Origin of the sequence: Sphingobacterium lactis (genome assembly GCF_011046555.1) — a bacterium.
Taxonomy (GTDB): Bacteria; Bacteroidota; Bacteroidia; order Sphingobacteriales; family Sphingobacteriaceae; genus Sphingobacterium; species Sphingobacterium lactis.
Map to the genome: position 1 here is coordinate 1478838 of NZ_CP049246.1, position 14423 is coordinate 1493260.

At 42.3% G+C, this 14423-nt stretch carries 11 protein-coding genes; 6 read left to right on the top strand and 5 right to left on the bottom strand.

Features of this window, described 5'->3' with window-relative positions; translation table 11 throughout:
• Positions 1-6: 6 nt before the first annotated feature.
• Together G6N79_RS06485 and G6N79_RS06490 are read right to left on the bottom strand one after the other, a co-directional pair.
• Positions 7-936, bottom strand: coding sequence for a hypothetical protein (locus tag G6N79_RS06485; protein ID WP_103906863.1), 930 nt, complete (start codon positions 934-936; stop codon positions 7-9).
• Positions 920-2455 (bottom strand): MAC/perforin domain-containing protein, encoded by a 1536-nt coding sequence (locus tag G6N79_RS06490; protein WP_103906864.1) that lies wholly within the window; start codon positions 2453-2455, stop codon positions 920-922. Before G6N79_RS06490 ends, G6N79_RS06485 begins: the two co-directional genes overlap by 17 nt.
• Before the next feature lie 360 nt (positions 2456-2815).
• On the opposite strand from G6N79_RS06490, the gene G6N79_RS06495 reads away from it, so the two are divergent.
• Both G6N79_RS06495 and G6N79_RS06500 read left to right on the top strand, forming a co-directional pair.
• Positions 2816-4435: a M14 family zinc carboxypeptidase gene (locus tag G6N79_RS06495; RefSeq protein ID WP_103906865.1), complete on the top strand. Its 1620-nt coding sequence runs from the start codon at positions 2816-2818 to the stop codon at positions 4433-4435.
• An 11-nt stretch (positions 4436-4446) separates the two neighbouring features.
• Positions 4447-6228, top strand: coding sequence for a M14 family metallopeptidase (locus tag G6N79_RS06500; protein WP_103906866.1), 1782 nt, complete (start codon positions 4447-4449; stop codon positions 6226-6228).
• Between the two features lie 76 nt (positions 6229-6304).
• Here the strand turns inward: G6N79_RS06500 and G6N79_RS06505 are convergent, their stop codons facing one another.
• Positions 6305-6895: a hypothetical protein gene (locus tag G6N79_RS06505; RefSeq protein ID WP_146060640.1), complete on the bottom strand. Its 591-nt coding sequence runs from the start codon at positions 6893-6895 to the stop codon at positions 6305-6307.
• A gap of 479 nt (positions 6896-7374) precedes the next feature.
• Here G6N79_RS06505 and G6N79_RS06510 point away from each other — a divergent pair, with 479 nt between their 5' ends.
• The 3 genes from G6N79_RS06510 to G6N79_RS06520 are packed head-to-tail and all read left to right on the top strand — an operon-like array spanning position 7375 to position 9901.
• Entirely contained in the window at positions 7375-8094 is a 720-nt protein-coding gene (locus G6N79_RS06510; RefSeq protein WP_103906868.1) for a CoA transferase subunit A, read from the top strand.
• Positions 8084-9268 carry an acetyl-CoA C-acyltransferase gene (locus G6N79_RS06515; RefSeq protein ID WP_103906869.1) on the top strand — a complete coding sequence of 395 codons (1185 nt, stop codon included), beginning with the start codon at positions 8084-8086 and terminating at the stop codon, positions 9266-9268. Before G6N79_RS06510 ends, G6N79_RS06515 begins: the two co-directional genes overlap by 11 nt.
• Before the next feature lie 3 nt (positions 9269-9271).
• The gene (locus G6N79_RS06520) at positions 9272-9901 is read left to right on the top strand and encodes a 3-oxoacid CoA-transferase subunit B (protein ID WP_103906870.1); all 630 of its coding nucleotides are present in this window, start codon (positions 9272-9274) and stop codon (positions 9899-9901) included.
• Between the two features lie 301 nt (positions 9902-10202).
• Here the strand turns inward: G6N79_RS06520 and lolA1 are convergent, their stop codons facing one another.
• Positions 10203-10847 (bottom strand): outer membrane lipoprotein periplasmic chaperone LolA1, encoded by a 645-nt coding sequence (gene lolA1 / locus G6N79_RS06525; RefSeq protein WP_103906871.1) that lies wholly within the window; start codon positions 10845-10847, stop codon positions 10203-10205.
• The gene (locus tag G6N79_RS06530) at positions 10847-13468 is read right to left on the bottom strand and encodes an FtsK/SpoIIIE family DNA translocase (RefSeq protein WP_103906872.1); all 2622 of its coding nucleotides are present in this window, start codon (positions 13466-13468) and stop codon (positions 10847-10849) included. The genes lolA1 and G6N79_RS06530 overlap by 1 nt, the downstream gene beginning before the upstream one ends.
• Before the next feature lie 224 nt (positions 13469-13692).
• Here G6N79_RS06530 and G6N79_RS06535 point away from each other — a divergent pair, with 224 nt between their 5' ends.
• Positions 13693-14391, top strand: a complete 699-nt coding sequence (locus G6N79_RS06535) for a DUF4397 domain-containing protein (protein ID WP_103906873.1) — start codon at positions 13693-13695, stop codon at positions 14389-14391.
• The last annotated feature ends 32 nt before the right edge of the window (positions 14392-14423 follow it).

Sequence of the window (14423 nt, forward strand, 5' to 3'; positions counted from 1 at the left end):
GAATATTTAAATCTTAAATAGGACACTAAGACCAAAATTGAAGTATTTGTTTTGTGATCCATTAAATTGAGTTTTGGCAATGTTTCCATTTTTATAAAAAAGATAATCAACTCCCTTAAATCCTTTAGACATATATGTTTCTGTTTTAATTCCTGTATGAACAGATGGAAATATTAAATAATGGATGCTCATAGAAGATTTGAAATCCAAACCAAAAGATTTATGAATAAAGCTAGGGTTCTGGTTCAAATTAGTTCTTTCTGCCCATTGAGCTTGAGCAAAATATTTATTTGGTGAAATAGAAAAGACTGTGCTAAATTCAAGGTTATTTAAGCTAACTATATCCTTGAAGGAGATAATAATACCATTTTTTTTAAAATGATAGCTTGAAATCAGTTCTGAATTTTTGTGAAACAATAGATTAGTACTATTTACCTTAGTTATGCCAATGTAAAAGTTTCTCATAAAATTTTTATGAGAAACTTCGAAAGTTAAATCTGATTTTTTGCTACCAGAACTAAAAAGCTCTTTTGAATAAATGATATCCGTTTTATTATCTGATTTAAAATCTTGGTCAAGCGCTGTGCCTTTATATGAAATTAACTCGGAATATGAGAATTCGTAGGAAATATCTTTGAGTTTTAACCCTAAAGCATACTTTGATCCTGAATAAACGTTTTTCCAACTTAATTCTGATAATATATTAGGACTAAGGCCATTTTCATTGCCTGCAATAGACCATTTTAAATTTTCATTTTGGATAATTTTGCTAAAATTCTGATACGAGGTGCTCTCTTTTTGTAAATATTGAGCTGAAACTGTTGTAGCAGAAGCACAGAATGTTACGACATATAGAAATAATGATTTCTTATACCATCTAAGAAAGTAATCGTTTTTCTCTCTTAGATGGTGGGATATATTAGAAATAGGGCCCAACGATGTATCCTGAAATGCTCTTAACTTGGTTAATTCTGTTTTTGTTAAAATTGTAAAAACTTATTGCTTTTTCATCATATATTGGATAAATAGTAGTTGTTTCGGGTTTATCTTGAGGTTTTTCATAAAATCTAACATAAATTTTGTTTTGAAATTTTATCAAATCCAATTTTCTTTCCACTTTGTAATGTGATTCATCATAAGCAGAATTATTAATTTCAATTTTATCAATATCACTTAAAGCATTTAGGATGGGAGTAGACGAAAAATTTGACAATCCATGCATACTTCCAAATGTAAAATATCTAAATGTTGATATTCGTTTGTTGAATAGTTGAATTGAGTTTGAGCTATTAACTTCACGTAATATTGTATTCATTCTTTCATTGGAAGTTTGATTATATGTATTTATACTTCCTTTAATAATGCGTGGTCTATCTGGAAATATCATTATGGCACTTTCAATATCATCTAATGTGTGCCCTGCTCCTAAAATATCGCCGGTTGAAAATAACTCCAAATTTGTGTCGGTTTTAAAAATCTTTAAATAAGAGTAAAGAATATAATCTTTGACCTTCGCTCTTTTTTCATGATCCTCAATAAATTCATATATTGGGATTAAACCGTTCTTGTTAATTTTTACTATTTGCGAATTATTATTAGTTACTGAACTTTGCCAATTAGAAGTATTAATTTTTGTTGTTTTAGGATTCGAGAGGGATATTGATTCTTCAAGGCTTTTTGTAGGATCTCCACCATATGTTTTATAATATAATTCAGCTTCTGAATTGCTTGATGATTCTTCTTTCGTATAAGATCCATCATAATTGAATGTTGTTCCTGCAAATAATGTAGTAATTGTTGCTTTTAAACCTGCTTTTACAGTTTGATTTTTATTGGAGTGATTTGCACGTGATCTATATGCAAAATGTAACTTTGCTCCATTCATAAAATTTAACACTACATGAGTTCCATAAGTATTTACTAATTCGGCGGGAGCTAAGGTCTCGCAATCGCGAACAAAATTGGGTTCTATATATGATTTAAGCATTCTCATATCTCCTACAAAAGAAATTTTATTTTTTAATATCAATTTGTCGAAGGTAGCATACGAATAGTAATTTGAATCACGTGTATTTTTTTTAAAACCTGCGGTTAAAGTTGCCTCTGCAATTTTAAAGATTGTCTTAGCATATATATTAAGATCGTTACTTAAAAGTTTTTTATAAGCTGATGACGTTTCTCCAGAAAGCAAATATCCATCTTGATAATCCAAAGGTTTAAATTCAATTGTTTTATGATTAGCTTCATGCAAATCTTCAATTCTCAATATTTTTCCACGTACAGCTTTGGGAGATCCAATTTCCTCTAATATGTCGTACCCATAACCAAGCTCTTTAAATTCATCTTGGCCAATGTATCTTGGTGATGTGTCCTTACTGATTTGTGAAAATTCTTTTTTGCAAGAAGTTGTCAACAATAAAAGAAAAAGAAATAAAAAGTTTAAATTTTGATTCATAAGTTTTTGAATTTAGTTGTTTTTTTTGATAAATTTTATTGTTAATAGTAAATTGATTAATTGTTTAGGGTGTTGTCTTGCGTAATTGTGTTGGGATTAAAATAATTCAATTAATTAGTTTTGATTTGCTTTTAATTTTATTTTAATTAATAATTGGTGTTAATTATTAATGTTATCGATACAAATGTATTTAGAATTAGTTTAAATAAAAATAAAATTATCAAATATTTAATTTTAATTCTTTTTAAACGTCATGAATAGTTCTCTTGATTGAATTAAAAATAAATTTCGAAAATATTCATAGAAACTTGTTTCTGTTAAATAATTGGTTAATTTGTAAAGAACTAAAAGCCTAAGTATATGAAATATGTAATGCTGCTGCTGATCTCATGCAGTATGCCATTTTTTGCGCAAGCACAATGGAACTATCCCAGTTATGATGCTTTAAAAAAGCAGTTCAATACACTTTCTTCCCATTCGTCTGTCGAAATGGCGTCCATCGGTAAAAGTTATGGCGGGGAGGAAATTCCCATGCTGAAAATTCAGAAGGATAAGCTGAGCCGGCCGACGCTACTGATCGTTGCCGGAGTTGATGGGCGACACCCTGCTGGCGTGTTGCAATCCTTAAGAATAGTACAGGAAATCGTAGGGAAGCCACAGGGCGAACTGGAGTCCTTATTATCGGAGAAGTCGATTTGGGTCATTCCCGTCCTGAATCCGGACGCCTATAAGCGGAATATAAATAGTGGTCGCTGGCATGCGGGGAATGGTCGTGCGATTGACAACGACCGGGATGGCCGCCTGGATGAGGATCCCGATGTGGATCTGAACAAGGATGGTGTCATCAGTCAGATGCGGGTGAAGTCTCCTGCAGGACAGTACAAGGTACACCCCCTGCATCCGAGTGTGCTGGTGCAAGCGGATAGGAGCAAGGGAGAAAGCGGCCAATATGAATTGTTTATGGAAGGTATGGATACGGACCACGATGGGCAGTATGGGGAAGATCCATCCGCTGGCGTGAACATTGACCGGAACTTTACGTTCGATTATCCATTTTTCGAATCAGAGACCGGAGACTATGCGGCCTCAGAACCGGAGACACGCGCCTTTATGGATCTGCTATTCGACCAACCGCAAGTGGCAGCAGTGCTGCATCTTGGTATGCAGAATAACCTATCGGTAGCAGAACCATTTGACCAGCGGAAAGCGAGTGAACGCATTGTGAAGTCATGGTCTAAAAACGATGTACAGGTGGCAGCAATGGTGAGCAAGTTGTATAACGATGCGGTAAAATCACAAGGTGAAGCGCCGAAACTACCTGCCGGTAAAGGCAACCTCTCCACTACCGCCTACTACCATGCGGGTAAGTTCAGTTTTGTTACCCCAGGCTGGTGGATTCCGGCAAATTCGGATACCAGCAAAAATGTACAACGGGTGCCGAATGGTAAGGAATTGGACCGTCTGGTGAATTGGGTGAATAACAAAGGAGTTCAAGGAGCCGTATTGCCGTGGACCAAAATTGATCATCCGGACTTCCCGGGACAGGAAGTTGAGGTGGGAGGCGTGGTTTCTGCGTTTCTCAACAATCCGCCAATTGACCATCTGGAAGGTCCTGCGAAATTGCATACGGAATTTGTCCTGCAACTGGCGAAATCGTTGGCCACCCTGGAGTTCTCGACACCGAAGGTAACGGCTTTGGGGGATGATATCCACCGGATCGAGATCCGTCTGTATAATACGGGAGCCATGCCTACCTATCCGGAAATTGCCGATCGGATCAAGCATGTCTCCAAAATGAAAGCTATTCTCGACATGCAGAAGAACCAATCTTTCTTAAGTGGGAAACGTCTGCAGCTTTATCCAGCCCTACAGCCCGGAGATGCCCTATCGTTATCGTGGCTGGTCAAAGGAAAAGGGACAGTGAAACTGACGGTTGGATGCCCAACGGCAGGTGAGAAAACAGTGGATATAAAACTATAAACCCCGAAGAAATGAAATTTACACAGAGCATACTTGCAATGGCGCTGGCATTCAGCCTAAGTACGGCCATAGCCCAGAATAAAAAAGATGACGTTAGCCGCGAAATAGCAGGCCTTCGAGCGGTAGGTTCCCCCTCGAACCCAAAGGTGCCGATGAACTGGAGTCGCTACCATGACCTCAAGCAGATGGAGCAATTTTACCGCGACCTGCAGAAAGCATATCCTAACCTGATCAAATATGAATCCATAGGAAAGAGCTTCGAAGGTCGGGATATTTTCGTACTTACCGTAACGGATTTCAACCAAGGAAAAGCAGAACAGAAACCAGCGATGTGGATCGATGGGAATATCCACGCCAATGAGTTGCAGGGTTCCGAAATCTCTATGTACACCGCTTGGTATCTTGTGGAAAACTACAATGCAGTACCCTTTATCAAGGAGCTGCTGAAGGATAAGGTGTTCTATATTGCACCGACGATTAACCCGGATTCACGGGAATATTTTATCTATAACCCCAACACGATGCATTCTTCGCGCACCGGGCGTCGACCATTCGATAACGATGGCGATGGATTGGTTGCGGAGGATCTGTATGACGATCTGGACAAAGATGGCGAGATTGTCATGATGCGTCGGAAGTCCAAAACCGGGCGGTATAAGGTTGATCCGGATAATCCGAACCGGATGGTTATGGTGAAGCCCGGTGAGGTCGGCGAATATGAGCTGCTGGGTTTCGAGGGGATTGACAATGATGGGGATGGCTTGGTCAACGAAGATATTACGGGCACCTACGACCCGAATCGTGACTGGGGGTGGAATTGGCAACCCAATTATGTGCAGGGTGGAGCCCTGTATTATCCAGGTACACTTCCGGAAACACAGGCCGTGAAGAAGTTCATCTATGCGCATCCCAATATTGCCGGTGCGCAATCCTACCACAATTACGGAGGTATGATCCTGCGCGGCCCTGGTGCGGCGGAAGATGAACGCTTTTATTCCCGGAAGGATGTGCAGGTGTATGATGCACTTGGTAAAACCGGTGAAAAGATGTTGCCGGGTTACAATTATATTGTGATCCACAAGGACCTGTATACGGTATTTGGGGGTGAGATTGATTTCTTGGCTCTTACCCGTGGCATTTTTACATTTTCAAATGAGCTGATGACCACCTATAAGCTGTTCAATGAAAAAGCAGAAGGGGGCATGCGTCAGAGTGATGAATACTATGAGTTCGATAGGTTGCTGATGTTCGGGGATGCCTACGTGCCGTGGAAAGAATTCGACCATCCACAATATGGCAAGATCGAGATCGGTGGGGCTAAGAAGAATTATACGCGGAACCACCCGGGATTCCTGTTGATGGAAGATGCCCATCGCAATGCGGCTTTTACCATTTACCATGCATACCATTTGCCTAAACTTGAGCTCATGGAATCTTCCATTACCCCTCTTGGCGGAAATTTATATGAGGTCAATGCTACCATTTGGAATACCCGCATAATCCCGACGCATTCCGACCACGATGTGAAACACCGTATCGAACGCCCGAACCACATTCGCCTGGAAGGCGCCAAGGTGGTGACCGGCATGCAGGTGATCAATAAAGACTTCAACGAAACTAGGGAGCAGAAATATAAACCTGAACAGATTGAGGTAAACAGCATAGACGGCATGTCCGCTGTACAGGTCCGTTGGATCGTCAGGGGCAATCCGAATGCAGCGAAATTGATCGTTGACAGTCCGAAAGGTGGATATCAGGAATTTCAGTTGAAGGAAACGGCAGGAAAGTCCTAAACCGAGGGCGCTAAAATAAAACAGGGTTGACCACATTCCAATGGTCAACCCTGTTTTATTTTATTAAGTACTAAGCTTAAGAATTTCTTTTTAATTGCTCATCCAAAAGTTGGCGTTTCAACAGTTGTTCTCTTTCCATAGATTTCTTGCGGAGGGTCTGTAGCTCTTCCTGCAATTCATCCACGGTGTTCTTGCTTTCTGTTGTGTCAACCTTCGCTTTTCGGAAAGCAGCAAGGATTCCGAATAGGGCAGCGGCCAATACGATGATAATTACCCATACCATCGTGTGGTAGGAGCTTTTGGAAAACTGAATGCCCAGGAAGGAAATGCTATCGGTCTTTTGCTGTTCCGCAGATAGGGCAGCACTCAGTGATTTCACGGAGTCCTGCAAGCCTAAGATATTGCCTTCCGAAGATGATGCATCACCACGTAAAGTAGCGATTTGCTTTTTATAGGTGTTCAGGGAATCCCGGACATTCTTGCGGATGATATCGAGGTTTGTTTTGCGAATTATCTTAAAATCTTTGTCCTGAGATCGTGACTGTAGATTCAACACAACAAACTGGCTGTCCAAACTGGAGGTCATGAGTTTTTGCTGAAGGGTCTGTCCAGATACACTTGGGACTAACACCCAAAAGAAAAGAATAATAGCTAATAATCGCGTCATAATGATTTGTGTTTTTCACTTTAAAGAACCAAGTTTAGCAAAATTATTAGAATTTGTAAAGAACATTCTGGAATTTGGCAAAAGATATCATTTTCTAAATGAAAGATTAATTATTAATTAATCTTTAACATTTGCAGTTCTGCATTGCGTACACTATAATTTAGGACTTCCACCATTATCGCACTACTTTTTGTTCTATTGGTAATTTATAGGGGTGTTTACTATAAAGAATTGAACAAGAAACCGTTAAAATTTTTATTCTCATAAAAATCATTCAAGATTAGCAGTTTGATATAAAATCCTTAAATTTAAATAAATTATAAACTGATAGGTTTTGATACTGTTTCACCAAAAAATATTCTAGGATTGTTCCTGATTTAAGGAAATAATTTGGTTTTCATGGGGATCCATGACTGCAAACAGTACACAAACACACTATTTATTTCATATACCTTTTATAGGATTTAATACGGAAAGAAATGATTGATAAATCGGTGTCCAATGCCAAAGAAGCCATTCAAGATATTGCGGATGGCATGACCATTTCCTTAGGAGGGTTTGGTCTTTGTGGCATTCCTGAAAATTTAATTGCCGCACTTTTGGAAAAGGGTGTGAAGGATTTGACCTGCATCAGCAACAATGCCGGGGTTGATGATTTCGGCTTGGGGCTGTTGCTGCAGCATAAACAGGTCAAGAAAATGATTGCTTCCTATGTTGGGGAGAATGCGGAGTTTGAACGGCAGATGTTGAGTGGCGAACTGGAGGTGGAACTGATTCCTCAGGGAACTTTGGCGACACGCTTAATGGCCGGTGGTTACGGGATGCCCGTGATCTATACGCCCGCGGGTGTGGGTACAGAGGTTGCCGAAGGCAAGGAAAGCCGCACCTTTACCTTCCACGGTGTGGAAAAGGAATACTTGATGGAATATGCTTTTGAACCGGATTACGCCTTGGTCAAAGCCTGGAAAGGTGATCGGGACGGTAATTTGGTCTATCGTGGGACAGCACAGAATTTCAACCATGCTGTAGCCATGTGTGGCAAGATCACCATAGCGGAAGTTGAGGAATTGGTAGAGCCTGGGGAGCTAGATCCCAACCACATCCATACGCCTGGGATCTTTATCAATAAGATCTTCCAAGGCGAGAACTATGAAAAGAGAATTGAACAACGTACAGTAAGACAAAAAGATGAGCAATAATAAAAAAGTATACATCGTAGCTGCCAAACGGACGGCTATGGGCAGTTTCGGTGGCGCAATTTCAAGTGTGTCGGCAACAAAATTAGGTGCTGCGGCAATTTCGGGGGCATTAGATTCCCTAGAATTGGGCAACTATGAAGTGGACGAAGTGTATATGGGGTCGGTCCTACAGGCCAATTTAGGTCAGGCTCCGGCTCGACAGGCTTCCAAATTCGCAGGTTTGCCAGACCATGTGCCGGCAACAACCATCAATAAAGTATGTGCCAGTGGTATGAAAGCCGTATCTATTGCTGCGCAACAAATCCTCTTGGGTGATGCCAAAGTGGTTGTTGCTGGTGGTATGGAAAGTATGAGCCAAGTTCCCTACTACGATTCTGCGGCACGCTGGGGTGCTAAATTTGGTCACCAGCAATTGGAGGATGGATTGCTGAAGGATGGTTTGACTGATGTGTACTCCGATCAGGCGATGGGGAATTGCGGTGAGCTGTGTGCTGAGAAGTACGAATTGAGCCGTGAGGATCAGGATGAATATGCCATCCAATCGTATACGCGCAGTAAGATTGCGTGGGAAAGTGGAAAGTTTGCCGGTGAGGTGGTTCCCGTAGAAGTGAAAACACGGAAAGGGGTGGAGGAATTCTCAGAGGATGAAGAATATAAGAATATCAATTTCGATAAGGTAGGTCAACTGCGTCCTTCATTTAAGGCCGACGGAACCATTACGGCAGCAAACGCATCGACACTGAGCGATGGTGCTGCAGCCTTGGTCTTGATGAGCGGCGAAAAGGTAGCAGAGTTGGGCTTGACACCCTTGGCGGAAGTCGTTGCGTATGCCGATGCCGAGCAGTCTCCGGAATGGTTTACCACCACGCCAGCCATCGCCACCCAGAAGGTGCTGCAGAAAGCTGGTCTGACCATCGACGATATTGATTATTTTGAATTCAATGAGGCCTTCTCGGTAGTCGCTCTCGCCAACGCCAAGATTTTGGAGATCTCTTCTTCAAAAATTAACGTGTATGGTGGGGCTGTGGCCTTGGGGCATCCACTGGGCTGTTCCGGTGCACGTATTTTGGTGACATTAATTTCGGTATTAAAACAAGAAAATGGAACCCTGGGCTTAGCCGCTATCTGTAATGGAGGGGGAGGTGCCAGTGCCATGATCTTAAAAAAATGTTAAGCTATGCTGGATAAATTTGGAATCGCGAAACGAATCGCCAAGGAAGTTAAGGATGGATACTACGTCAATCTGGGTATCGGTATTCCTACCTTGGTGGCTAACTATATTCCCGAAGGGATCAATGTTGTTTTACAGAGTGAAAACGGCTTGTTGGGCATGGGACCCTTTCCGTTGGAAGGTGAGGAGGATGCAGACTACATCAACGCCGGAAAACAGACGATCACAACCCTACCAGGTTCTGCATTCTTTGATTCGGCCATGAGCTTCGGAATGATCCGCGCAAGGCGGGTCGACCTGACCATCCTCGGTGCGATGGAAGTTTCCGAAAATGGCGATATCGCCAATTGGAAAATCCCAGGAAAGATGGTCAAAGGAATGGGCGGAGCCATGGATCTGGTTGCCAGTGCCGAAAACATTATTGTTGCCATGCAGCACGTCAATAAAGCTGGAGAATCCAAGCTTCTTCCGTCCTGTACGCTGCCCCTCACCGGAGTACGCTGCGTAAAGAAAATCGTGACGGAACTCGGGGTATTCGAAATCGTCCCAGAGGGAGGATTCAAAGTCCTTGAACTCCACGAAGGCGTATCCCTCGACCAGGTACGACAAAGTACTGCCGGAAAGCTGGTCTACTGAGGATAGATATGAGATACGAGTTGTTAGATTTGAGATATGAGAATTGAGATGTGAGATAGTAAGGGTAAGCGAGGTGCAATATTTGGCTGAAGAATATCCTAATTTCCTTCATGCTATTCCGCCCTATGTCTAACTACTTAATTCTAACTACTACAAACTGTAACAAAAAGGGTGGGCGAGGTGCAAAATTTGGCTAAAGAGATAAGTGTACTTTGCAATTCCGCCCTAGGTCTAACTACTTAATTCTAACTACTACATACTGTAACAAAAAACGGGAGCTCCTAAGAGCTCCCGTTTTTTGTTACCTCAGATCGACCAATTCAAATCCCGGATATTTTGTTTTCTGGAATTGGAAGGCAGCATCTGCGATTGGGGAGTTTACATATAACCCGTTGATAGTATAGGTATATTTGGCTCCCGATTTATCAAATATTGTCACATCGTGGATGTGTTTGTTCTTGTTTATTCTCAGCTTGATCTTTGCATAGTTGCTCTTGGTATCCGCTGGAGACAGGTCGATAACCGTTAATTTACCGACTTTGCCTGCACTTTCATCGGTGCTGCTCACGTAGTTGTAGCCATCCCTATAGAATGTGAAGATATTGTTCGGTCCTATGGATTGACCGGAGTTATCCGCTTCAGATACCTGAACTTCTTTATCTTCCTTCAGTACAGACCAAACCGATTTCCCATCGGAAATCAATTCCTGCGTAGGCAGGTTGATCTTGTATTTGTTTGCACCCTTGTTCAGAAAGAGCTGGCCTTTGTCGTTATAACTTTCGCCATTCTTCTGAGTAGCTTTAAAGCTGAAATCCGACTGAATCGTGCTATAACCGTCATATTTACGGGATACTTCGTCCAAAAGTGCTTTTGCAGCCTTGTCCTGTGCAAAACCTGTGGTTGCTGCCAGGAAGGCGATACATACAAAAAGTAGTTTTTTCATCATTAATCTTTTCTTAACGTTTCCAAATACTGTTCCAATGAATACTCATCCGGGTAGAGGACCTCGCGGGCCTTGCTGCCTTCAAATGGACCTACAATACCTGCAGCTTCCAGTTGATCGATGATTCTTCCAGCGCGGTTATAACCTAATTTTAACTTGCGCTGAATTAATGATGTTGAGCCTTGCTGATGCATGACGATCAGGCGTGCTGCTTCTTCGAACAGTTGGTCGCGATCGTCCGGATCGAAGTCCGAAACGTCGGAGCCTCCATCTTCGCCCACATATTCCGGTAGGAGATGTGCTGACGGGTAACCGCGTTGGGATCCGATGAAATCGGAAACCTGGTCCACCTCCGGCGTATCGACAAAAGCACATTGGATACGGATCAGGTCACTTCCTGTCGCCAGGAGCATATCCCCGCGTCCGATCAGCTGATCGGCACCACCACTATCCAGGATAGTCCTGGAATCGACCTTGGACAATACCCTGAATGCTAAACGAGCCGGGAAGTTGGCCTTGATCGTACCTGTGATGATATTCACGGATGGCCGTTGCGTGGCAATGACCAAGTGGATACCTACCGCACGTGCTAACTGCGCCAGACGAGCAATCGGTGTTTCCACCTCTTTACCTGCTGTCATCATCAAGTCGGCAAACTCATCAATAATAAGAACTATAAACGGTAAGAATCGGTGACCCTCCTCAGGGTTTAATCGCCGATTGATAAATTTTACATTATATTCCTTTAAATTCCGGACCTGCGCGTTCTTCAACAGATCATAACGCTGGTCCATTTCGATACATAGGGAATTTAAGGTGTTGATTACCTTCTTCGTATCCGTGATAATCGCTTCATCCTCGTTTGGTAGTTTTGCTAAGAAATGGCGTTCGATCTTTTTGAACAGAGAAAGCTCCACTTTCTTCGGATCGACCAGAACGAACTTCAACTCCGCAGGATGTTTCTTGTACAGCAGCGACGTCAAGATCGCGTTGATACCAACGGATTTACCCTGACCCGTCGCACCCGCCACCAAAAGGTGAGGCATCTTCGCCAAATCGGCAATATACACCTCATTGGAAATCGTCTTTCCTAAAGCTATAGGCAGGTCCATGTCGGTTTTCTGGTATTTCTCCGTGGCCAAGATAGAGCGCATGGAAACCATCTCCGGTGACGAGTTGGGAACCTCGATACCGATGGTGCCCTTTCCAGGCATTGGCGCAATGATACGGATACCCAAGGCCGCTAAGCTTAGGGCAATATCATCCTCCAGGTTCTTGATCTTGGAAATACGAACCCCCGGTTTCGGGATAATCTCGTAAAGGGTTACCGTAGGACCAATAGTCGCCTTGATGTGTTCGATCTCAATGCTGTAGTTCCTTAAGGTTTCAACAATTTTATTTTTGTTCGCTTCAAGCTCTTGTTGGTTGATCGTGATCTTGCCAGTTCCGTAATCTTTCAAAAGATCAAGGGTAGGGTACTGGTATCCGGAGAGATCCAACTTAGGGTCATATTCGCCGAATTTTTCCACAAGATCATTGGCCGTGATCGGTTTTTCCTCGATCACTTTCGCTACGGTAAGCGCGGGTTCAGCCACGACTTCTTTTTCCTGCGGCGCAGGTGGGTCGATGGTCAGCTCAATTTCCTGGTTATTTTGCCCGAAATTGGTATTGGGTTTTATCGTGTTCAACGGTAAAGAAACGGTGTTATCCTCCACAGGTTCCGTTTTTAATCCAATGTTGTCCACATCGCCCTCTTCCTCTTCTTCTATCACTTCCTCTTCAACGTGGTTGTACGTATGTGTGGCTACCTGAGCCGTATTATCACGTACTTTATTGATGTGATTTTGGTGTGCCTGATTGGTGGTTGCAAGGTCTTCTTCCTCATCTTCCTCATCGTACTCCTCATCTCCATTGCTGTTGCGTAAGGACTGGAAGGAGAACTTCAGATCCAGGTTGTAGATCAGTACCAGAGCGGTCAGGATGATAAAGATCAAGAGCCCTGCAGTTCCGATGACGCCAATCTGTGATTTCAAAATCTGATTCGTCCAGAATCCAAATTTACCTTCCAGGATATGGGGCGTATTGGAGATGAAATCCTGTGCGAAGCCCAAGGTCACGGAAAGAATGATGATGGATACTGCGGAATAGATGATCGTTTTCCATACTGGCAGGATCGAACGTTTATAGAGAAACTTATAGCCGATGACAAAGATCACCAAGATAAACAGGAAGGAGGCTATACCGAACCATTCATACATGAATTGGTTGGCCAACAGGGCCCCAAACTTTCCGAGTTTATTTTCTACGACTGGGGTCTCGACCGCTTCATCGTTGATTTCCTCTGTAGTCTTCATTAAAGTGCTCCAGCCACCGTTACTCTGAGCGATGTAACTTTGGTCTGCCTGCCACGTAAAGAGGTAGGAGACAAATGCTACGGTAAATAGACCGGCAAGGATCAATAAGAATAAACCTAATATTTTAAGTGCCTTTTTCTGACCTTCCGAAAAATTGAATTGGTCAAAAGACTTTGTCCGACTGCGTTTTTGATAGGATAGCGTGGTATTCTTCGCCTTCTTAGTCCCAGTTGAACCACTGCTGTTTTTGAATGTGTTTAATTTTGCCATTAAATGACGCTATTTTCTTTAGTACAAACTTAAAAAAAAACCTTAAAGTATACGAATCATAACCCATAGGTTGGTCCTTACTTTTTGTTTAAAATGTCGATATATTCAGACAGGGGCTAAATTGTACGATCTTTTCAGGTTCCTTGGTATTGAATTACGTATCCATGTAGCAATAAGCTTTCCAAAATCGTTGTATATTTGAAATTTAAGATTTATAAAATAATATGTCCATTCCAAAATATATCATTTCTTTCACCATCCTTGTTTTTTGCCTCATAACAAGCTCATGTTCCAAAGATAATGCGTTAGATGAATTAGATGCTCCAGGTAGCTTTGCCGGTGTTTCGGCGTTCAATGCTATCGGTGGAAGCGATAGTTTGGAGCTGATGATTGCGGGGCAGGTCGTAAATCGAGACGGGGAGATCTTCAGTGAAGGGACCAACCTGGCTTACAGAACGGTCTTCCCAGGCGAACAAGCCATTGAACTGAAATCCTTCAGTCCAAATGCAATCTATGCCAAAGGCAAGCACCATTTTCTGGGGTCTAAATTCTATTCCATCTTCTTCTGGGGGAAAGGATCACAAGACTATTATGTTTCCGAGGATGATATCCTCCAACCTAAAGATGGCTTCGCAAAAATTCGTTTTGTTAACCTTGTGCAGGGCTTAAAAGTCAAATTGGACTATAAAAATCAATCGAGCGTCCAATCGCATTCCTTTACTACGCCCATCAGTAACTTCGTAGAAGTAAAACAAGGGGCCAATATGGAGCTTTCGGTTAGTTCGGCTGATAGTAAATTGGCTGCTGTGGAAGAAAAGGTATGGCTGCAGAACCAAGCCATCTATACATTTGTCATTTATTCCGTTCTTAATAAGGAAACTAAACAACCGGAGTTGAAACTTCAACAGATTAAACTTCCTTAGATTTACTTGAAACAAATATGTAAAAAGCCCCG

Bases quoted from the DNA above. Each gene is read 5' to 3' on its own strand.
- lolA1 (WP_103906871.1), bottom strand. From the start codon at position 10,847: ATGATGAAAAAACTACTTTTTGTATGTATCGCCTTCCTGGCAGCAACC.
- G6N79_RS06535 (WP_103906873.1), top strand. From the start codon at position 13,693: ATGTCCATTCCAAAATATATCATTTCTTTCACCATCCTTGTTTTTTGC.
- G6N79_RS06520 (WP_103906870.1), top strand. From the start codon at position 9,272: ATGCTGGATAAATTTGGAATCGCGAAACGAATCGCCAAGGAAGTTAAG.
- G6N79_RS06510 (WP_103906868.1), top strand. From the start codon at position 7,375: ATGATTGATAAATCGGTGTCCAATGCCAAAGAAGCCATTCAAGATATT.
- G6N79_RS06495 (WP_103906865.1), top strand. From the start codon at position 2,816: ATGAAATATGTAATGCTGCTGCTGATCTCATGCAGTATGCCATTTTTT.
- G6N79_RS06500 (WP_103906866.1), top strand. From the start codon at position 4,447: ATGAAATTTACACAGAGCATACTTGCAATGGCGCTGGCATTCAGCCTA.
- G6N79_RS06515 (WP_103906869.1), top strand. From the start codon at position 8,084: ATGAGCAATAATAAAAAAGTATACATCGTAGCTGCCAAACGGACGGCT.
- G6N79_RS06505 (WP_146060640.1), bottom strand. From the start codon at position 6,895: ATGACGCGATTATTAGCTATTATTCTTTTCTTTTGGGTGTTAGTCCCA.
- G6N79_RS06530 (WP_103906872.1), bottom strand. From the start codon at position 13,468: ATGGCAAAATTAAACACATTCAAAAACAGCAGTGGTTCAACTGGGACT.
- G6N79_RS06490 (WP_103906864.1), bottom strand. From the start codon at position 2,455: ATGAATCAAAATTTAAACTTTTTATTTCTTTTTCTTTTATTGTTGACA.